Source organism: Amycolatopsis sp. NPDC114504 (genome assembly GCF_055633595.1).
This window is the reverse complement of the sequence record NZ_JBVKDU010000001.1, coordinates 1,921,295-1,940,320: the sequence shown is the minus strand read 5'-3', so window position 1 is coordinate 1,940,320 and position 19,026 is coordinate 1,921,295. Positions and strand designations below refer to the sequence as shown.

Here is a 19,026-nt window from a genome sequence, read left to right as displayed (position 1 = left end):
CGTCCGCACCGGGGTGGGTACAGAACAAAAGAGCCCTGCCTCGTTCGTGCTTGATCGAGTCAGGCAGACTGACGACGCCTGCGTCCAAACCGACACTTCGAGGGGCGTTGCCCATGACCGGCCGGCTCGGTATCGACGACGTCTCCCCCAGCGTGAGCTGCGGCCGGTATCCGGCCAAAGCCGTTGTGGGGGAACACATCCCGGTCACCGCGACCGTCTGGCGCGAGGGCCACGACGCCGTCGCGGCCACCGTCGCGTGGCGCGGTCCCGGCGACCGCTTGACGCGCCAGACGCGGATGGTACCGCGCGGTCCCGACCACCCCGACGAGTTCGCCGCGGTGATCGTCCCGGACACCACCGGCACGTGGACCTACCGGATCGACGCGTGGAGCGATCCGTGGGCGACGTGGGAGCACAACGTCGAGGTGAAGATCGCCGCGGGGCAGGGCCCCGAGGACCTCGCCAACGACCTCGAGAACGGCGCCCGGCTGCTGGAGCGCGTCTCCCGCCGCCCGGACCGCCGGGCGGAGAAGGCGCTGCTGACCGGCGCGCTGACCGCGTTGCGCGACGAAGAGCGGGGCCTCGCCGAGCGGGTCGGACCCGCGCTCTCGCCCGAGGTCCGCCGGCTCATGCACGAGTTCCCGGTGCGGGAGCTGATCACCAAGGGCAAGCCGCACAAGGCGTGGGTCGACCGCCCCCGCGCCGCGTTCGGCTCCTGGTACGAGCTGTTCCCCCGCTCCACCGGCGGCCTCGACGCCGAGGGCAACGCGGTCCACGGCACCTTCGCCACGGCCTCGGCCGCGCTCGACCGCGTCGCGAAGATGGGCTTCGACGTCGTCTACCTGCCGCCGATCCACCCGATCGGCCGCGTGAACCGCAAGGGGCCCAACAACACCCTCGACGCGCAGCCGCACGACGTCGGCTCGCCGTGGGCCATCGGCTCCGACGAGGGCGGCCACGACGCCATCCACCCGGACCTCGGCACCTTTGACGACTTCGACGCCTTCGTCGCCCGCTCGGAAGAACTGGGCATGGAGGTCGCGCTCGACTTCGCGCTGCAGGCCGCGCCGGACCACCCGTGGGTGCTCAAGAACCAGGAGTTCTTCACCACCCGCCCGGACGGGTCGATCGCCTACGCGGAGAACCCGCCGAAGAAGTACCAGGACATCTACCCGATCAACTTCGACAACGACCCCAAGGGCGTCTACGAGGAGATGCTCCGGGTCATCACGGTGTGGATCGACCACGGGGTCAAGATCTTCCGGGTCGACAACCCGCACACCAAGCCGCCGGACTTCTGGGCCTGGCTCATCCAGTCGGTGAAGGACGCCCACCCGGACGTCCTGTTCCTGGCCGAGGCGTTCACCCGCCCGGCGCGGCTGTGGGGACTGGCCCGGCTCGGCTTCACCCAGAGCTACACGTACTTCACGTGGCGGACCGGCAAGCAGGAGCTGATCGACTTCGCCATCGACCTGCGCGAGCACTGGAACGAGGGCCGGCCGAACCTGTTCGTCAACACCCCGGACATCCTCCACGAGTCGCTGCAGCGCGGCGGGCCCGGCATGTTCGCGCTGCGGGCCGCGCTGGCCGCGACGATCTCGCCGACGTGGGGCGTCTACTCGGGGTACGAGCTGTTCGAGCACGTCCCGGTCCGCGAGGGCAGCGAGGAGTACCTCGACTCCGAGAAGTACCAGCTGCGTCCCCGCGACTTCGAGCGCGCCCTCGCCGAAGGCCGCTCCCTGGAGCCGTGGATCGCGAAGCTGAACGCCGTCCGCCGCGCGCACCCGGCGCTGCAGCAGATGCGCACCCTGCACTTCCACCACGTCGACAACGACGCGCTGCTGGCGTACTCCAAACAGGACCCGGCGACCGGCGACACCGTGGTCACCGTCGTGACCCTCGACCCGTACGGGCCGCAGGAGGGCACGCTGTGGCTCGACACGGCCCAGCTCGGCTTCGAGGCGCACGAGCGGCTGATCGCCCACGACGAGGTCACCGGCGACACCTGGGACTGGGGGCCGGCGAACTTCGTCCGGCTCGAGCCCTGGCGGGCCGTGGCGCACGTGGTCTCGGTCCGGCGGCGGCTGGCCGGTTAGCAGGGGAAGGAACGGATCGAGGGACTGAGGTGGAACACATGGCGGAGGAACCCCGCCCCGACGCCGCGCTCGGGCTGGACGGCGTGCCGCACACCGGTGAGGCGATCACCGCCGACGGCATGCTCGTGGAGCCCCAGGCCGGCGACTTCCGCTCGGCGCAGCAGGCGCCGAGCAGCCCGGACTGGTTCAAGGGCGCGGTGTTCTACGAGGTGCTGGTGCGCGCCTTCGCCGACTCGAACGGCGACGGCACCGGCGACCTGCGCGGCCTGGCCGGCCGGCTGGACTACCTGGCCTGGCTCGGCATCGACTGCCTGTGGCTGCCGCCGTTCTACGCGTCGCCGCTGCGCGACGGCGGGTACGACATCAGCGACTTCCGCGCGGTGCTGCCGGAGTTCGGCAGCGTCGAGGACTTCGTCTTCCTGCTGAACGAGGCGCACCGGCGGGGCATCCGGGTGATCACGGACCTGGTGCTCAACCACACCTCGGACGCGCACCCGTGGTTCCAGCAGTCCCGTCAGGACCCGGACGGCCCGTACGGCGACTACTACGTGTGGAGCGACGACGACTCCCGCTACGCCGACGCGCGGATCATCTTCGTCGACACCGAGACGTCGAACTGGACCTACGACCCGGTGCGCGGCCAGTTCTACTGGCACCGGTTCTTCTCCCACCAGCCCGACCTGAACTTCGAGAACCCCGACGTCCAGAACGCGATGATCGACACCCTGCGGTTCTGGCTCGACCTGGGTATCGACGGGTTCCGCCTGGACGCCGTGCCGTACCTGTTCGAGCAGGAGGGCACCAACTGCGAGAACCTGCCGCGCACGCACGAGTTCCTCAAGCGCTGCCGCAAGGTCGTCGACGACGAGTACCCCGGCCGGATCCTGCTGGCCGAGGCGAACCAGTGGCCGTCGGACGTCGTCGAGTACTTCGGCGACGCGGCGGTCGGCGGCGACGAGTGCCACATGGCGTTCCACTTCCCGCTGATGCCGCGGATCTTCATGGCCGTGCGCCGCGAGTCGCGCTTCCCGATCTCGGAGATCCTCACCCAGACCCCGGAGATCCCCAGTGGCACCCAGTGGGGCATCTTCCTGCGCAACCACGACGAGCTGACCCTCGAGATGGTCACCGACGAAGAGCGCGACTACATGTACACGGAGTACGCCAAGGACCCGCGGATGAAGGCCAACATCGGCATCCGCCGCCGGCTGGCCCCGCTGCTGGACAACGACCGCAACCAGCAGGAGCTCTTCACGGCGATGCTGCTGTCCCTGCCGGGCTCGCCCGTTCTGTACTACGGTGACGAGATCGGCATGGGAGACAACATCTGGCTCGGCGATCGTGACGCGGTGCGCACACCCATGCAGTGGACCCCGGACCGCAACGCCGGGTTCTCCTCATGCGACCCCGGCCGGATCTACCTGCCGGTGATCATGGACCCGGTGTACGGCTACCAGGGCCTGAACGTCGAGGCGCAGTCCAACAACGCGTCCTCCCTGCTCAACTGGACCCGGCGGATGATCGAGGTGCGCAAGGAGCACCACGCGTTCGCCGAAGGCGAGTTCGTCGACCTCGGCGGGTCCAACCCGAGCGTGCTGGCGTACAAGCGCCAGTGGCGGCGCCCGGACGGCGGCGAGGACGTCGTGCTCTGCGTGAACAACCTTTCCCGGTTCCCGCAGCCGGTGGAGCTGGACCTGTCCGCGCACCGCGGGTGCGTCCCCGTGGAACTGACCGGCGGCGTGCGCTTCCCGGGCATCGGGGACCTGTCGTACCTGCTGACGCTGCCGGGGCACGGCTTCTACTGGTTCCAGCTGACGAGCCCGGGAGACGAAGGCGAAACGAGGTGAGTCCCTTGTCCGACCCGCGTGAGCTGGTCGACGACCTGCTCGGCGACCTGGAGCACTGGCTGCCGGAACAGCGCTGGTTCGCCGGCAAGGACCGGCCGGTGACCGGCGTCCGGGTGCTCGGCGTGACCGAGCTGGTCGCGGGCGACCCGCAGCTGCTGCACGTGGTCGTCGAGGTCGCCCAGGGTGACCGGCGCGAGCCCTACCAGCTGCTCGTGGGCCGGCGGACGCACCCGCCGGAGATCTCGTCGGGCAGCTGGATCGGTGCCGTCGGCGACCTCAACGCCTACGAGGCGTCCGGCGACCTCGACGTCACCGGCGTGCTGCTGGACCTGATGGCCCGGGAGGCCACGGTGGGCTCGCTCGTCTTCGAGCACGAGCCCGGCGTGGAGCTGGACACCGGGCTGCGGGCGCGGCCGATCACGTCCGAGCAGAGCAACACGTCCCTGGTCTACGGCGGGCAGTACATCCTCAAGCTGTTCCGGAAGCTGACGCCGGGCAAGAACAAGGACCTGATGCTGCACCGGGCGCTGCAAGGCGTCGACAGCAAGCACATCGCGCCGGTGCTCGGCTCGATCACCGGCGACCTCGACGGCGAGCCGACCACGGTCGGCATGCTCCAGCAGTTCGTCGCGGACGCGGTCGACGGCTGGGCGATGGCCACCACCAGCGTCCGCGACCTGATGGCCGCGCCGGAGCTGCACGCCGAGGAGGTCGGCGGCGACTTCGCCGGCGAGGCCGAGCGGCTCGGGCGCGCGGTGGCCGAGGTGCACGCGGACCTGGCCGAGGCCCTCGGCAGCGAGCCGGTCGACGCCGACGAGCTGGAGCGGTCGGCGAAGGCGATGCTCGTCCGGCTCGACACCGTCGCCGCGCGGGTGCCGGAGCTGGCCGCGCACGCTCCCGGGCTGCGGGCGGCGTTCGAGAAGCTGCGCGCGCTGCCCGCCGACTCCGTGACCATGCAGTACGTCCACGGCGACCTGCACCTCGGCCAGGTGCTGCGGACGGTCACCGGCTGGCTGCTGATCGACTTCGAGGGCGAGCCGGCGGCGCCGGTGGAGGAGCGTCACGCGCTGCGGTCGCCGTTGCGCGACGTGGCGGGCATGCTGAGGTCGTTCGACTACGCGGCCCAGCAGATGCTGGTCGGCCAGCCGGACGACACGGCGCTGGCCGCGCGGGCCCTGGAGTGGTCGCACCGCAACCGGGCGGCGTTCTGCGAGGGCTACGCCGCGGTCGCGGCCGACCCGCGCGAACAGGGCGAGCTGCTGCGCGCCTTCGAACTGGACAAGGCGGTCTACGAGGTGGGCTACGAGCACGCGAACCGGCCCGACTGGCTGGGTGTGCCGCTCGCCTCGATCGCCCGGATCACCGATGGAGAGGGATGACGCCGTGAACGCGGTTCCGGAAGGCCTCCCGGCCGCCGCCCCGGCGGCCGCGGACATCGACCGGCTGCTCGCCGGCTCGCACCACGACCCGCACTCGGTGCTGGGCGCGCACGCGGTGGGCAAGGGCTTCGTGGCCCGGGCGCTGCTGCCCGGCGCCAAGGCCGTCGCCCTGCGCAGCGGCGAGCACCGGTACCCGATGGAACCGGTGATCGACGCCCTGTTCGCCGTCGCGGTGCCGGAGCACCCGGGCGACTACCGGCTGGAGATCGACTACGACGGGCACTCCGTCACCGCCGACGACCCGTACCGCTGGCTGCCCACGGTCGGCGAGCTGGACCTGCACCTGATCGGCGAGGGTCGCCACGAGCGGCTCTGGGAGGCGCTCGGCGCGCACGTCCGTTCGTACGAGACGCCGGGTGGCGTCGTCGAGGGGACGTCGTTCGCGGTCTGGGCGCCCAACGCCCGCGGCATCCGCGTGATCGGCGACTTCAACGGCTGGGACGGCCGCGGCCACGCGATGCGCTCGCTCGGTTCGTCGGGCGTCTGGGAGCTGTTCGTGCCGGGCGTCGGCGCCGGCTCCTGCTACAAGTTCCGGATCCTCGGCGCCGACGGCAACTGGCGCGAGAAGGCCGACCCGATGGCGTTCGGCACGGAACTCCCGCCCGCGACGGCGTCGGTCGTCACCACCTCCGGGCACCTGTGGGACGACGACGCGTGGGTCGCCCAGCGCGAGGCCACCGAGTGGTCCGCGGCGCCGATGAGCGTCTACGAGGTCCACCTCGGTTCGTGGCGGCCCGGGCTCGACTACCGCGAGCTGGCCGACCAGCTCGGCGACTACGTCATCGAGACCGGCTTCACGCACGTGGAGCTGCTGCCGGTGTCGGAGCACCCGTTCGGCGGCTCGTGGGGCTACCAGGTGACGTCGTACTACGCGCCGACGTCGCGCTTCGGCTCCCCGGACGACTTCCGCTACTTCGTCGACCGCCTGCACCAGCGGGGCATCGGTGTCCTGGTCGACTGGGTGCCCGCGCACTTCCCGAAGGACAGCTGGGCGCTGGCCAAGTTCGACGGCACCGCGCTGTACGAGCACGCGGACCCGCGTCGCGGCGAGCAGCCCGACTGGGGCACGCTCGTGTTCGACTTCGGCCGCAACGAGGTCCGCAACTTCCTCGTCGCCAACGCGCTGTACTGGATCGAGGAGTTCCACCTCGACGGCCTGCGCGTCGACGCCGTCGCGTCGATGCTCTACCTCGACTACTCCCGCAACGAAGGGGAGTGGCTGCCGAACCAGTACGGCGGCCGCGAGAACCTGGACGCGGTGAAGTTCCTGCAGGAGCTGAACGCGACCGTCTACAAGCGACACCCGGGCGTCGTGATGGTGGCCGAGGAGTCGACGGCGTGGCCGGGCGTCACGCGCCCGACGCACCTGGGCGGCCTCGGCTTCGGCTTCAAGTGGAACATGGGCTGGATGCACGACACGCTCCGGTACCTGTCGCACGAGCCGATCCACCGCGCGTACCACCACAACGAGATGACGTTCTCGCTCGTGTACGCGTGGAGCGAGAACTTCGTCCTGCCGCTGTCGCACGACGAAGTGGTGCACGGCAAGGGATCCCTGTGGGGCCGCATGCCGGGCGACGCCTGGAACAAGGCGGCCGGGCTGCGTTCGCTGCTGGCGTTCATGTGGGCGCACCCGGGCAAGCAGCTGCTCTTCATGGGCGGCGAGTTCGGCCAGCCGTCGGAGTGGTCGGAGCAGCGGTCGCTGGACTGGCACCTGCTGGACGAGCCGCTGCACCGCGGGGTCCAGGACCTGCTGCGTTCGCTGAACTCGGTGTACCGGTCGTCGCCGGCGCTGTTCAGCCAGGACACCTCGCCGGACGGCTTCCGCTGGATCGACGCGAACGACTCGAGCGGCAACGTGCTGAGCTTCCTGCGCATCGGCACCGACGGGTCACGGCTGGCCTGCATCGCGAACTTCTCGGGCGTCCCGCACCACGACTACCGGGTCGGCCTGCCGGCGGCGGGCCGCTGGCGCGAGGCGGTCAACACGGACGCGGAGGCCTACGGCGGCTCGGGCGTCGGAAACCTGGGTTCGGTGGAGGCCACGGAGGACCCCTGGCACGGCCAGCCGGCCTCGGCAGTCCTCCAGCTCCCCCCGGCCGGGGTCCTCTGGCTCACCGAAGAAACCCCACCGACCCCCGAACTCCCGTGACGGAAAGGGCATCACGCGTGTCGCCCCTCCAATCACGCGTGATGCCCCTTCAATCACGCGTGATGCCCTCCTGATCACGCGTGATGCCCCTTGAATCACGGTCGGCTTCGCGTTTTTCGCGGGCCAGGCGGGCCGCGCGGCGGCGACGGCGGCGGGCCGGGGCGTCCAGGTACCAGGCGAACTGCATGAGCCCGGGCTGCGCACCCGGTACCCACAGCACCAGCGGGTCGTCGTCGCCGACGCGCAGGACGAGCTCCGCGGGCAGGTCGGTCCACCGGCCGGTCGTCCCGCCCAGCGCGACCTTGGCTTCGCTGATCGCGGCGGGCTCGGCGTGCCACCGTCGTTCGAGCTGGCCGGACGACCAGGCCAGCAGCTCGAGCGAGTGGAGCCGCGGCTCGTGCACGAGGAACACGAGGTCGCGCGCCGTCGTCCGGGCCCGGCGGCCGCGGTCGTGCACGGCGTAGACGTGGGCCGGGTGACGGCCGGCCGCACGGAGCCGGCGGCGCACCCGCCCGAGCCGGACCCGCGACGCCGTCCCGTGGGCGCGGGCCGTGAGGTGGATCGTCACCGTCACGAGCGCGACCGCGGCGGTGACGCCCAGCAGCCAGGCGCCGTCGCCCAGCGCGGAGATGATCCAGGCCAGGGCCGCCGCGCCCAGGCCGAGGGCGAGCAACACCGCACACGGCACAGCAGTTCCTCCCCGGCACAGTCGTGATGGGGAGGTTTTACCGTTCGTCGCCGGGGAGGGGTCCCGAAACGCCCGCGCGGGCTTACGATGAGGGCATGGCCGGCGCCGGCGGCGTCCTCGCGAACCTGATCCTGTTCGCCGTGGTCTGCATCGCTCCCACGGTGCTCTTCTGGTGCGCGCTGCGCGCCCCGAAGCTGCTTCGCCGGCTCCTCGAGAAGCGCGCGAAGCCCCAGCCGCAAGGTCCCCCGATCGAACGCGTCGCCGCGGACCTGCGGCGGGTGCACCGCCTGCTCGCCGGCTACCCGTCCGGCACCCCGGCGGCGCGCCGGCTCGGCACGCGCCAGGCGTACGACGAGCTCCTCACCCAGGCGTGCCGCCAGATCGGCGTCCCGCACCGGCTCGCCGAGCTGCCCGAGGGCATGGACCGCGAGATCGAACGCCTGCGCGTCGAGGAGTCTCTGCGGGAGCGCGGCCTGGCCGTGCCCTGATGTCCTATGTGGACACAAAGAAACCCGCCACCGAGAAAATCTCGGTGGCGGGTTTCTGAAAGGAACTCAGTCCAGGTAGTCGCGCAGGACCTGCGACCGCGACGGGTGGCGCAGCTTCGACATCGTCTTCGACTCGATCTGCCGGATGCGCTCACGGGTGACCCCGTACACCTGGCCGATCTCGTCGAGCGTGCGCGGCTGGCCGTCCGTGAGGCCGAAGCGCAGGCGGACCACGCCCGCTTCGCGCTCGGACAGCGTCTGCAACACCGACTGGAGCTGGTCCTGCAGCAGCGTGAACGACACCGCGTCCACCGCGACGACCGCTTCGGAGTCCTCGATGAAGTCACCGAGCTGCGAGTCGCCCTCGTCGCCGATCGTCTGGTCGAGCGAGATCGGCTCACGCGCGTACTGCTGGATCTCCAGGACCTTCTCCGGGGAGATGTCCATTTCCTTGGCGAGCTCCTCGGGCGTCGGCTCGCGGCCGAGGTCCTGCAGGAGTTCGCGCTGTATGCGGCCGAGCTTGTTGATGACCTCGACCATGTGCACCGGGATGCGGATGGTGCGGGCCTGGTCGGCCATCGCGCGGGTGATCGCCTGGCGGATCCACCACGTGGCGTACGTCGAGAACTTGTAGCCCTTGGTGTAGTCGAACTTCTCCACCGCGCGGATCAGGCCGAGGTTGCCCTCCTGGATCAGGTCCAGGAACGCCATGCCGCGGCCGGTGTAGCGCTTGGCCAGCGACACCACGAGCCGGAGGTTCGCCTCCAGCAGGTGGTTCTTGGCGCGCTCGCCGTCGCGCACGATCCACTTGAGATCGCGGCGCATCTGGGTGACGAGCTTCTCGCCCTCCTCCTCGGCGGTGCGCACGCGCTCGGCGGCGTAGAGCCCGGCCTCGATCCGCTTGGCGAGCTCCACCTCCTCCTCCGCGTTCAGCAGCGCGACCTTGCCGATCTGCTTGAGGTAGGCACGCACGGAGTCGGCCGACGCGGTGAGCTCGGCGTCCTTGCGCGCCTGGCGCAGGGCCTCCGACTCTTCCTCGTCCCAGACGAAGTCCGGGTTGTCGGAGCTCTTCGCGGCCGCCGCCTTGTCGGCCGCGGCACCACGACGGCGCTGCGCCGGGGTCTCTTCCTCGTCGTCGTCATCGTCGTCGTCATCCGTCGAGCCGGTGTCCGGCTCGTCGACGACGGTTTCGTCGACGACGTCGACCTCGACCTCTTCCAGATCCGACAAGTCGGGTGAGTCGAGCTCGCCTTCGGGGCCCTCGGGACCGTCGGGCTCGCCGTCCTCGCCCTTGGTCGCGGGCTTCTTCGCCGGTGCCTTCTTGGCCGGAGCCTTCTTGGCAGTGGTGGTCTTGCGGGCCGCAGGCTTCGCCGTCCCGGTGGCTGCCTCTTCGGCCGGCTCGCCGGCTGCGGTCGCTGTCTTCGTCCCGCCTCGGGTTGCGGTTCTTGCGGCTGCCACTTACGCCCTTTCGCAGCGGTCGATCATGACGAGCAGCGGACACGGAGCCACTGCTGCCTCACATTCGGGATTCACGCCTCGGCCTGCGGTTTTCGCCTCCGCAGCCGTGGGCCGTGTTCCATTGTAACGACGGTACGCGCATGCGTCGCGAAGCGATCACCCTCCGGCCCGGTTCGGCGCCCGGATCGGCACCGGAACCCGTGCCGGAACTAGTGCTGGATGCCCTCGCTCGCGGCCACCGCGGCACCCACGATCCCGGCGTTGTTCTGCAGCGTCGCCACCAGGACCGGAGTGCGGATGTCCAGCAGCGGCACCCATTTCTCGGCCTTCTTGCTGACCCCGCCGCCGACGATGAACAGGTCGGGCCAGATCAGGTTTTCGAGCACGGTCAGATAACGGTGCACGCGCTTGGACCATTCGGGGTACGAGAGGCCCTCGTTGTCCTTCACCGAGGCGGCCGCGCGCTTCTCCGCGTCGTGGCCGTCGATCTCCAGGTGACCGAACTCGGTGTTCGGGACGAGCTTGCCGTCCTGGAACACCGCGCTGCCGATGCCGGTGCCGAAGGTGAGCAGGGCGGTGACGCCCCGGCGCGCGACGGGGTCGCCGAAGCGGATCTCCGCCATGCCCGCCGCGTCGGCGTCGTTGAGCATCGCGACCTGGTCGACGCCGCGGCCGAGGCGCTTGGCGAAGAGGGCGTCGGCGTCGGTGCCGATCCACTGCTTGTCGATGTTGGCCGCGGTGTGCGCGACGCCCTTCTTGACGACCGCCGGGAGCGTCACGCCGACCGGGCCGTCCCAGCCCGCCTGCGTCACGATCTCGGCGACGACGTCCGCCACCGCCGACGGCGTCGACGGCTTCGGCGTTTCGATCCGGATCCGGTCGCCGATGAGCTGCCCCTTGTCCAGGTCGACCAAGGCGCCCTTGATCCCGCTGCCGCCGATGTCGATGCCGAAACCTCGGCGGGTCGCCTCCACCACGGACGTGGTCCCTTCTCGCACGATTCAGAAGCCTGCCTCGGAGACTTTAACCGGATGTGGTGACATGTCGGACGTGGGAGTTGACGAGTCGTTGCTGAAAAGCGTCGCGGTGCAGGTCGCGACGGACGCCGCCGAGCTGGTCCGCGAGGCCTGGGAGGGGATGGCCCGGGGGCGCTCGGTGGCCGTGGACACGAAGTCCGCGGACACCGACGTGGTGACCGCGGTGGACCACGAGTCGGAACAGCTCGTGCGCGCCCGGCTGGCTTCGCTGCGGCCGGGGGAGCCGGTGCTCGGCGAGGAAGGCGGCGGGTCGGCCGGCGACGGCGTGACCTGGGTCGTCGACCCGATCGACGGCACGGTCAACTTCCTCTACGGCCTGCCGTGGTTCGCGGTGTCGGTGGCGGCGCAGGTCGGCGGCGAGTCGGTGGCGGGCGCGGTGGTGGAGCCGGCGAGCGGGCGCGTCTGGTCGGCCGCACGCGGCCAGGGCGCGTTCCTGGACGGCCGCCGGCTGGCGGTGTCGGCACCCGCCCGGCTGGAGCTGACGCTCGTCGGGACCGGGTTCGCGTATGCGGCCGAGCGGCGGACGCGGCAGTCGCGCTTCGCGGCGGAGCTGCTCGGGCGCGTCCGCGACATCCGGCGCAACGGGGCGGCGTCGCTGGACCTGTGCGCGGTGGCGGCGGGCTGGCTCGACGCGTACGTGGAGCACGGGCTGCACCGCTGGGACTGGGCGGCGGGGGCGCTCATCGCGGCGGAGGCGGGCGCACGGGTGCACCTGCCGGGATCGGCCCCGGAGCTGGGCACGGACGCGACCTACGCGGCGGCGCCGTCGATCGCGGATCCGCTGCGGAAGGTTCTCGCGGACTGCGGCGCGTCGGAGGTCTGAGGGCGGGTCGCGAACGTCTCATCCGGGACTCCGGCATCGCGAACGCCTCATCGGGGACCTCTGGCGTCGCGAACGGGCCGTTCGCGACGCCGGGTCGCCGGAACTGTCGGTGCTCGCCGGTAGCGTGGAAAACGGGGGCGCCCCCACGCGCGCGGGTCGGGTCGCAGGGGCGTTGGGTCTCTGAGGCGTTGTGCGCGCTCGGGCCTCAGCAGCCGACGTCGTGGGCCGAGGCGAGCAACGTCTGGTCGATGACCGGGGCCTTCGCGCCGGCCGACTGCTCGTTCGTGCCGCCCCCCTGGTGGGCCTTGGACCAGTCGGCGAGCTGGGTGAGGATCTGGCGGGCCTCCGCGCGCGGCCTGAGATCCCCGAAGAGGCTGCCCGTGACCAGGTCGACGCTCGCGTCTTTGCGGTTGTCCTGGACCAGCTCGGCGCACGGGACGACCAGGCTGAGCGTCCGGGCCGCGGTGACGCCGTTCTCGCCGAAGCGGATCTGGCCGCGGCACTTGGCCACGCGGCCCTCGTAGGCGGGATCGTTGGCCGGCTCGCCGGCGCCGGTGAAGCCCAGCTCCTTCAGCGCGGTGGTGGCGATGCCGCCCTGGCCGCGGGTGCTGGAGGCGTTGAGGACCTTGACGGCGACCTTGTCCGGCGGCACCGGCGCGCGGTCGTCGAGCGCGTTGTGGGGGAGCGTGCTGAACGTGACACCCGGCGGCGGGCTCGCGGCCGGGTCGCACTTCACGGCCTCGTCGACGTCGCCCTTGCCGACCGCCGCGTTGATCCAGACGATGATCGCGCCGAGCGCGAGCACGCCGATGACGATCAGCGCCGGCAGCGGCTTGTGCTTGCGATAAGGCCGCGCCTCACGGTCCCCGATGCCGTTCCCCGACGCCACCTGCCCGTCCCTTCCCGAACACCGAACCCGGCCGGTGCGAACCCGGCACCGTCGTGGCCGATCAGCCTAGGCGCTGCGGCCGGTGCCCGGCGTCCCGGGTCACCTCGCCGGTTTCCGGTGTTTTGCTCGTCGTCGCGGACCTCGTCCGCGACGGTTCCCCGTGCGGCGATCGCACCACGGCGGGGTCGGCCGGGGCAAGCGGACACGGGCCGCCGGTGAAGTTCTCCACCCGCGGGCAACCCGAATGGACGACAACGCGTCTTACCTGCGGGTTCCCCCTGTCGGGTGACGATTTCGGGGCAATGTCTGACTCGTTGCAGAACCGTCGCGGGCGTGAGCTACCCTTCCCGGGCTCCGGCCGCAGGAAGAGGCCCATAAAGAAGAGACCTCGGTCACTTCGGCCGTCGGGCACAAACAGCGGCCCTGGAACGTTGACCAGCGGCACGGCGGACTCACGGGCGCACCCGGGGGTCCGGGAAAACGACTACACAAGCTGATCGCAGGGGTGAGGGACACATGGCTACCGACTACGACGCTCCGCGCCGCAGCGAAGCCGACGAGCTGGCCGAAGACTCGTTGGAGGAGCTCAAGGCCCGGCGGAACGAGAACCAGTCCGGCGTCGTCGACGTCGACGAGGACGCGACCGCCGAGAACTTCGAGCTGCCGGGTGCCGACCTTTCCGGGCTTTCCGGGGAGGACATGACCGTGAAGGTGGTGCCGAAGCAGGCGGATGAATTCACCTGCTCCGTGTGCTTCCTGGTGCACCACCGCAGCCGGCTGTCGGAGGAAAGCGGCGGACGCCTGATCTGCCGCGACTGCGCCTGATAGCGCGGGATCTCGGACAGGGTTCAGGGGACGAACAGACGCGGAGAGCCTCGAGGGCACCAAGGGGGAGGCTCGAAGCGCTGGGGACAAGGGGGCCGGCCGGCAGGCCGGCCCCCTTCCCATGTCCTGAGGGGCCGGGGTCAGGCGCCCTTGACCAGCTCGGCGACGCGCTCGGGGTGCCGGGTGCTGAACAGCCAGTACGGCGTCGGGTCGGCGGGGTCGGTGAGCGTGATCCGGACGACCGGGCCCACCCAGCCGCGGTGCAGCACGTACGCGGCGGGGTCGCCGTCGCGGCCCAGCGCCTTGCGCTTGGCGTCCTTGTCGAAGATCTCGATCTTCCCGGCGTAGCGCAGCGGCAGGTGCGCGTCGCCCACCCACAGCTCCGGCTCGTCACCGCCGGTGACGCGGACCTTCGCCCGGCCCAGCGACAGCATCAGCCCTACCACGACCGGCAGCGCGATCACGTACGGCAGCCACGCCCGGACGCCGGGGTAGCCCATGTCGACCTCGGCGGCCAGCAGGATGGCGCCCAGCACCGGCAACGGCCAGCCCCACCACGGCACGTACAGCCGCTCGGAGTGCCGGACCGCGGCACTCGCGGCCGTCTTCGCAGATTCACCCACGGGTAGAGAGTAATCTCGCCGCCCGTGTCCAGCGTTCAGGTACTCCTCTCCCGGCTCGACCCGGATGTCCCGCCGCCCGCCTACGCCCGGCCGGGCGACGCGGGCGCCGATCTCGTCACGACCTCGGATATCGTGCTGAAACCCGGGGAACGCGGCGTCGTCGGCACCGGCGTCGCGATCGCGCTCCCGCCCGGGTACGCGGGGTTCGTCCACCCGCGGTCGGGCCTGGCCGCCCGGGTCGGCCTCTCGGTGGTGAACACGCCGGGCACGATCGACGCGGGCTACCGCGGGGAGATCAAGGTCTGCCTGATCAACCACGACCCGGTGCACCCGGTGAAGCTCACGCGCGGCGACCGCATCGCCCAGCTGGTCGTGCAGCGGGTCGAGCACGCGGTGTTCGTCGAGGTCGCCGAGCTCGACGCCACCGAACGGGGCGACGGAGGCTACGGCTCCACGGGTGGACACGCCACACTGGGAGCACAGGCGCTCGGCGCGAGCGCCGGCGCGGGGGAAGGAACGGAGAAGTAGTGGGGATTTTCGGACGCAAGCGGCGGACCGAGGGCGAGTCCGCCGGCAGGCACGCCGCGCCCGAGGCCGACGACACGATCGAGGACGAGGCGTACGACGAGGACTCGGAGCTGTCGGACGTCTCCGACGGCCCGTTCGACGTCGCGGACTTCGAGGACGACGGCGTCCCGCGGATCGACCTCGGCTCGGTGAAGGTGCCGGTGCCCGACGGATCCCAGGTCCAGGTCGAGATGGACCCCGAGACCGGGGGCGTGCGCGCCGTGCACGTCGTCACCGAGCAGGGCCAGATCACGGTCAGCGCCTACGCCGCGCCGCGCACCGGCGGCCTCTGGCGCGAGGTGAGCACGGAGCTCGCCGAGCAGCTGCGGGCCGACGGCGCCAAGGTCAACATCGGCCGCGGCGTGTGGGGCCTGGAGATCTCGGCCATCGTCGGCGACGTCTCGCTGCGGTTCGTCGGCATCGACCGGCCGCGCTGGATGCTGCGCGGCGTCATCGCCGGGCCGCAGTCGGAGGCCGCGGCGGCGGTGGAGGTGCTGCGCGGGATCGTGCGGCGCACGATCGTCGACCGCGGTGACGCGCCGATGCCGGTCCGCACCCCGCTCACCATCACGCTGCCCGACGCCGTCGCCGAGCACATCGCGGCCCAGCAGCAACAGGGCTGACCACGTCTTTGAGGGGCACCCGCGCGCGACCGCGCGGGTGCCCCTCAGTGCGTTTCGAGGGCCCTCAGGAAGGCGAGCACGGTCGCCCGGCCCAGGGACTCGCGGTCGGCGCCCAGCGCGTCCAGCGTCGTCTCGCCGAGGGCGGCGCGGGGGAGGGCGCGGGCCCACTCCGATGCGACTTTCGTCGGGTGGATGGGGTCGTCGGTGCAGGTGCCGATCCCGGCCGGGACGGCCAGCGCGGAGAGCGCTTCGAGCGTCGGCGCCGGACGGTCCGCGGCGGCGCGCAGGCCCGCCGCCAGCCCGTCGCCGTGGCGGCGCCACGCCCGGTCCAGTTCCGCACGCAGCCAGTCCGGGCTGCCCGCCGTCTGCGCCAGCGCCGCGCCGACCCCGGAGCCGGCCACCAGATCCGCGGACAGCGTCGCGGCCAGCGATGCGGGTGCCAGGCCCGGCGGGCCGTTCCAGGCCGGGAGCGCGGCCAGCAGGCCCCCGCAACGGCCCGGATTGGCCACCGCCCACTCCGCGGCCAGGTGGGCGCCGAACGAAATGCCGCCTACGAGCAGTTCGCCGTGTTCGTCCGCCAGCGCGTCCAGCGTCGCGAGGTAGCCGTCCGCCAGTGCCGCACCGGGCGGCGGCGGTGGCGCGATGAGCGGGACACCGAGGGCGCGCAGGGGGCCGGCGAAGACCGCCCGGACGAACACCTCGTCCGAGCCGGTGCCGGGCAGCAGCACCGCGGCGGGAACTCTGATCGCGGACGTCACGTTGCGATCTTTGCGCAAAGGCGTTTCCCTGGCGGAGACCGCAGTACCCTTGAACCGCACGGGCCGCAAGCAGTTTTGTCGCCGGCCCCGGAGCACAGGAGCACCTATGTCCGCCAAAGACGGCGGCTACTTCAGCCGGCTGGTACGCAAGCTGACCAGCGACGTCGACGAGCTCGACGCCGACGAGATGTCGATGAGGTCCGGCGCCGAGGGCGCGCAGCGGGCCTGCGACTGCCGTTCCGGCGAAGAGGTCACCGTGATGGGGAGACTGCGCAGCGTGGAGCTCTGCCCGACGAACGAGGCCGCCACGCTGGAGGCGGAGCTGTTCGACGGGACACAGGGCGTGACGCTAATCTGGCTCGGCCGCCGCCGGATCCCGGGCATCGAGCCTGGCCGGACGATCAAGGTGCGCGGCCGGATGGCCGAGCGTGACGGCCAGAAGGTGCTGTACAACCCCTATTACGAGCTCCAGAGCCCAGTGAGTTGATCACCCATCGTGACTGAACCCGCCCCGAGCGAGAAGAAGACAGACGCGGAGGAAGAACCGCAGCCGACCCTGCTCGAGCAGATGGGCGGCGTGTCCGGCCTGATCTACTCGTCGGTGCCGGTGATCGTCTTCGTCCTGGCGAACGCTTTCTTCGGCCTGACCGCCGCCATCTGGACGTCGGTGGGCAGCGCGGTGGCGATCACCGTGCTGCGGGTGGTCCGCAAGGAGCCCCTGCAGCCGGCGATCTCCGGTTTCTTCGGCGTCGCGATCGCGGCGTTCATCGCCTACCGCACGGGGTCCGCGAAGGGGTTCTTCCTCTTCGGGATCTACGCGAGCCTGGTGTACTGCGGGATCTTCGTGCTGTCGGTGGTCGTGCGCTGGCCGATCGCGGGCGTCGTGTGGAACGTGCTGAACGGCACCGGCCAGGCGTGGCGCAAGGACAAGCCGTCCCGCTACGGCTACGACATCGCGACGCTGGCCTTGGCGGCCGTGTTCGCCGCCCGGTTCGTCGTCCAGCGGTGGCTGTACCAGGAGGACTACACCGGCTGGCTGGCCTTCACGAAGATCGCCATGGGGTACCCGCTGTACGCGCTGGGCCTGCTGGTGGTGGTCTGGGCGGTGCGCCGGTCGGACAAGCGGCTGAAGGCACAGGCCGAGGACGAGCCCAAGCCGGAGACCGACGCCGAAGTCGAAGCCCGGCTGCGCGCGAAGTACGCCCAGGCTCCCGAAGCCTGACGGTTCGCTCCGGGCCCGGTGCGCTGCTCGCGAAGCGACACAACCCGCGCGCGTGGGGGACCCCCGGTTTTCACATTACCGGCCGGCACCGACAGCTTTCGATCACGAAGAAGGCCCCGGCAGCATCTGCCGGGGCCTTCCTCGTGAACTCAGTACCCCAGCGCCGTCCGGATCTCCGGCTCCACGTCCGCCGTCGCGACGAACAGCAGCTCGTCGCCGGGCTCCAGCGGGTCCTCCGGCTGCGGCACGATCACCCGGTCACCCCGCAGGATCGTCACCAGCGCCGCGTCGCGCGGCAGCGAAAGTTCGCTCACCGGCTTGCCGGCCAGCGGGGTCTCCGCCGGCAGCGTCAGCTCGACGAGGTTCGCGTTGCTTTGGCGGAACGTCATCAGCCGCACCAGGTCGCCGACGCTGACCGCCTCCTCGACCATCGCCGCGAGCATCCGCGGGGTCGACACCGCGACGTCGACGCCCCAGGCGTCGGTGAACAGCCACTCGTTGGCCGGGTTGTTCACCCGCGCCACCACGCGCCGCACCGCGAACTCCGTCTTGGCCAGCAGGGAGACGACCAGGTTTGCCTTGTCGTCGCCGGTGGCGGCGATCACGACGTCGCACTGCTCGATCCCGGACTCCTCCAGGATCGACACCTCGCACGCGTCGCCCAGCACCCAGTCGGCCTGCTCGACGGTCTGCGGCTCGAACTGGTCGGCCTCCCGCTCGATGAGCATCACCTGGTGCCTGCCGTCGATCAGCTCGTTGGCGATCGAGCGCCCCACCGCGCCCGCGCCGGCGATCGCGACCCTCATGCCTCGTCCTCCGGTTCGCGATTGGCCACACTCGTCACGTCGCTGACGGTGCCGGAGCGCGCCGCGACCCACACGTCGTCGCCGTCCTGCACCATCGTCTTGCCGTCCGGCAGCACCGGCGTGCCGAAGCGCATGATGAACGCCACCCGCGCGCCGGACGCCTCCTGCAGGGACCGGACGGAGTGCCCGACCCAGCCCTCGTGCAGCGGCAGCTGCAGCAGCGCGACGTTGCCCGACGGGTCCCGCCACGCCGACGCGACGCCGTCCGGCAGGAGCGTGCGCAGGAACCGGTCGGTGGTCCACGGCACGGTCGCCACCGTCGGGATGCCCAGCCGCTCGTACACGGCCGCGCGCTTGTGGTCGTAGATCCGCGCGACGACGTGCTCGATGCCGAAGTTCTCGCGCGCGACCCGCGCGGAGATGATGTTCGAGTTGTCGCCGCTGGACACCGCCGCGAACGCGCCGGCCCGCTCGATGCCCGCTTCGATCAGCACCTTGCGGTCGAACCCGACGCCGACGACCTGCTGGCCGTGGAAGTCGCTGCCGAGCCGCCGGAACGCCTGCTGGCTCTTGTCGATGACGGCCACCTCGTGGCCGAGCCGCTCCAGCGCAGCGGCCAGAGACGCGCCCACCCGGCCGCATCCCATGATCACCACGTGCACGCCCTGCCTCCTCTTCGGCGGTT

At 71.3% G+C, this 19,026-nt stretch carries 19 protein-coding genes; 11 read left to right on the top strand and 8 right to left on the bottom strand.

Annotated elements, in window-relative coordinates; translation table 11 throughout:
- Window positions 1–113: 113 nt before the first annotated feature.
- From ACZ7PG_RS09025 to glgB, 4 genes are read left to right on the top strand one after another with little or no spacing between them, the layout of a single operon-like run.
- Entirely contained in the window at window positions 114–2,096 is a 1,983-nt protein-coding gene (locus ACZ7PG_RS09025) for a maltotransferase domain-containing protein (RefSeq protein WP_470238522.1), read from the top strand.
- Between the two features lie 38 nt (window positions 2,097–2,134).
- On the top strand, window positions 2,135–3,943 hold the full coding sequence (gene treS, locus ACZ7PG_RS09020; protein WP_470238521.1) for a maltose alpha-D-glucosyltransferase: 1,809 nt from the start codon (window positions 2,135–2,137) through the stop codon (window positions 3,941–3,943).
- Window positions 3,944–3,948: 5 nt separating this feature from the next.
- On the top strand, window positions 3,949–5,322 hold the full coding sequence (locus ACZ7PG_RS09015) for a maltokinase N-terminal cap-like domain-containing protein (protein WP_470238520.1): 1,374 nt from the start codon (window positions 3,949–3,951) through the stop codon (window positions 5,320–5,322).
- Window positions 5,323–5,326: 4 nt separating this feature from the next.
- The gene (gene glgB / locus ACZ7PG_RS09010) at window positions 5,327–7,534 is read left to right on the top strand and encodes a 1,4-alpha-glucan branching protein GlgB (protein ID WP_470238519.1); all 2,208 of its coding nucleotides are present in this window, start codon (window positions 5,327–5,329) and stop codon (window positions 7,532–7,534) included.
- A 49-nt stretch (window positions 7,535–7,583) separates the two neighbouring features.
- Here the strand turns inward: glgB and ACZ7PG_RS09005 are convergent, their stop codons facing one another.
- The gene (locus ACZ7PG_RS09005) at window positions 7,584–8,222 is read right to left on the bottom strand and encodes a hypothetical protein (RefSeq protein ID WP_470238518.1); all 639 of its coding nucleotides are present in this window, start codon (window positions 8,220–8,222) and stop codon (window positions 7,584–7,586) included.
- A 95-nt stretch (window positions 8,223–8,317) separates the two neighbouring features.
- Here ACZ7PG_RS09005 and ACZ7PG_RS09000 point away from each other — a divergent pair, with 95 nt between their 5' ends.
- Complete coding sequence (locus ACZ7PG_RS09000) at window positions 8,318–8,710, top strand: hypothetical protein (RefSeq protein WP_470238517.1); 393 nt, start codon at window positions 8,318–8,320, stop codon at window positions 8,708–8,710.
- 66 nt (window positions 8,711–8,776) lie between these two features.
- Here the strand turns inward: ACZ7PG_RS09000 and ACZ7PG_RS08995 are convergent, their stop codons facing one another.
- Window positions 8,777–10,168: an RNA polymerase sigma factor gene (locus ACZ7PG_RS08995; RefSeq protein WP_470238516.1), complete on the bottom strand. Its 1,392-nt coding sequence runs from the start codon at window positions 10,166–10,168 to the stop codon at window positions 8,777–8,779.
- A gap of 209 nt (window positions 10,169–10,377) precedes the next feature.
- Window positions 10,378–11,145, bottom strand: a complete 768-nt coding sequence (ppgK, locus tag ACZ7PG_RS08990) for a polyphosphate--glucose phosphotransferase (protein WP_470239023.1) — start codon at window positions 11,143–11,145, stop codon at window positions 10,378–10,380.
- A 64-nt stretch (window positions 11,146–11,209) separates the two neighbouring features.
- Here ppgK and ACZ7PG_RS08985 point away from each other — a divergent pair, with 64 nt between their 5' ends.
- A complete protein-coding gene (locus ACZ7PG_RS08985; protein ID WP_470238515.1) occupies window positions 11,210–12,028 on the top strand; it encodes an inositol monophosphatase family protein in 819 nt (272 codons plus the stop codon).
- A 205-nt stretch (window positions 12,029–12,233) separates the two neighbouring features.
- Here ACZ7PG_RS08985 and cei read toward each other — a convergent pair whose 3' ends face one another.
- Window positions 12,234–12,917: an envelope integrity protein Cei gene (cei, locus tag ACZ7PG_RS08980; RefSeq protein WP_470238514.1), complete on the bottom strand. Its 684-nt coding sequence runs from the start codon at window positions 12,915–12,917 to the stop codon at window positions 12,234–12,236.
- 516 nt (window positions 12,918–13,433) lie between these two features.
- Between cei and ACZ7PG_RS08975 the strand changes: the two genes are divergently transcribed.
- On the top strand, window positions 13,434–13,742 hold the full coding sequence (locus tag ACZ7PG_RS08975) for a DUF4193 domain-containing protein (RefSeq protein ID WP_470238513.1): 309 nt from the start codon (window positions 13,434–13,436) through the stop codon (window positions 13,740–13,742).
- 140 nt (window positions 13,743–13,882) lie between these two features.
- Here ACZ7PG_RS08975 and ACZ7PG_RS08970 read toward each other — a convergent pair whose 3' ends face one another.
- Complete coding sequence (locus tag ACZ7PG_RS08970) at window positions 13,883–14,365, bottom strand: DUF3093 domain-containing protein (protein ID WP_470238512.1); 483 nt, start codon at window positions 14,363–14,365, stop codon at window positions 13,883–13,885.
- 24 nt (window positions 14,366–14,389) lie between these two features.
- Between ACZ7PG_RS08970 and dut the strand changes: the two genes are divergently transcribed.
- Together dut and ACZ7PG_RS08960 are read left to right on the top strand one after the other, a co-directional pair.
- Window positions 14,390–14,893: a dUTP diphosphatase gene (dut, locus tag ACZ7PG_RS08965; RefSeq protein ID WP_470238511.1), complete on the top strand. Its 504-nt coding sequence runs from the start codon at window positions 14,390–14,392 to the stop codon at window positions 14,891–14,893.
- Complete coding sequence (locus ACZ7PG_RS08960) at window positions 14,893–15,555, top strand: DUF3710 domain-containing protein (RefSeq protein WP_470238510.1); 663 nt, start codon at window positions 14,893–14,895, stop codon at window positions 15,553–15,555. Before dut ends, ACZ7PG_RS08960 begins: the two co-directional genes overlap by 1 nt.
- Before the next feature lie 44 nt (window positions 15,556–15,599).
- Here ACZ7PG_RS08960 and ACZ7PG_RS08955 read toward each other — a convergent pair whose 3' ends face one another.
- Complete coding sequence (locus tag ACZ7PG_RS08955) at window positions 15,600–16,283, bottom strand: alpha/beta fold hydrolase (RefSeq protein ID WP_470239022.1); 684 nt, start codon at window positions 16,281–16,283, stop codon at window positions 15,600–15,602.
- A 136-nt stretch (window positions 16,284–16,419) separates the two neighbouring features.
- Between ACZ7PG_RS08955 and ACZ7PG_RS08950 the strand changes: the two genes are divergently transcribed.
- Window positions 16,420–16,800, top strand: coding sequence for an OB-fold nucleic acid binding domain-containing protein (locus ACZ7PG_RS08950; RefSeq protein WP_072480405.1), 381 nt, complete (start codon window positions 16,420–16,422; stop codon window positions 16,798–16,800).
- Window positions 16,801–16,809: 9 nt separating this feature from the next.
- Window positions 16,810–17,535, top strand: coding sequence for a DUF3159 domain-containing protein (locus tag ACZ7PG_RS08945; protein ID WP_470238509.1), 726 nt, complete (start codon window positions 16,810–16,812; stop codon window positions 17,533–17,535).
- 149 nt (window positions 17,536–17,684) lie between these two features.
- Here ACZ7PG_RS08945 and ACZ7PG_RS08940 read toward each other — a convergent pair whose 3' ends face one another.
- A complete protein-coding gene (locus ACZ7PG_RS08940) occupies window positions 17,685–18,341 on the bottom strand; it encodes a potassium channel family protein (RefSeq protein ID WP_470238508.1) in 657 nt (218 codons plus the stop codon).
- Complete coding sequence (locus tag ACZ7PG_RS08935; RefSeq protein WP_442875848.1) at window positions 18,338–19,003, bottom strand: potassium channel family protein; 666 nt, start codon at window positions 19,001–19,003, stop codon at window positions 18,338–18,340. The genes ACZ7PG_RS08940 and ACZ7PG_RS08935 overlap by 4 nt, the downstream gene beginning before the upstream one ends.
- Window positions 19,004–19,026: the final 23 nt, after the last annotated feature.

Bases quoted from the DNA above. Each gene is read 5' to 3' on its own strand.
- ACZ7PG_RS09025 (WP_470238522.1), top strand. From the start codon at position 114: ATGACCGGCCGGCTCGGTATCGACGACGTCTCCCCCAGCGTGAGCTGC.
- treS (WP_470238521.1), top strand. From the start codon at position 2,135: ATGGCGGAGGAACCCCGCCCCGACGCCGCGCTCGGGCTGGACGGCGTG.
- ACZ7PG_RS09000 (WP_470238517.1), top strand. From the start codon at position 8,318: ATGGCCGGCGCCGGCGGCGTCCTCGCGAACCTGATCCTGTTCGCCGTG.
- ACZ7PG_RS08985 (WP_470238515.1), top strand. From the start codon at position 11,210: ATGTCGGACGTGGGAGTTGACGAGTCGTTGCTGAAAAGCGTCGCGGTG.
- ACZ7PG_RS08975 (WP_470238513.1), top strand. From the start codon at position 13,434: ATGGCTACCGACTACGACGCTCCGCGCCGCAGCGAAGCCGACGAGCTG.
- ACZ7PG_RS08950 (WP_072480405.1), top strand. From the start codon at position 16,420: ATGTCCGCCAAAGACGGCGGCTACTTCAGCCGGCTGGTACGCAAGCTG.
- ACZ7PG_RS08940 (WP_470238508.1), bottom strand. From the start codon at position 18,341: ATGAGGGTCGCGATCGCCGGCGCGGGCGCGGTGGGGCGCTCGATCGCC.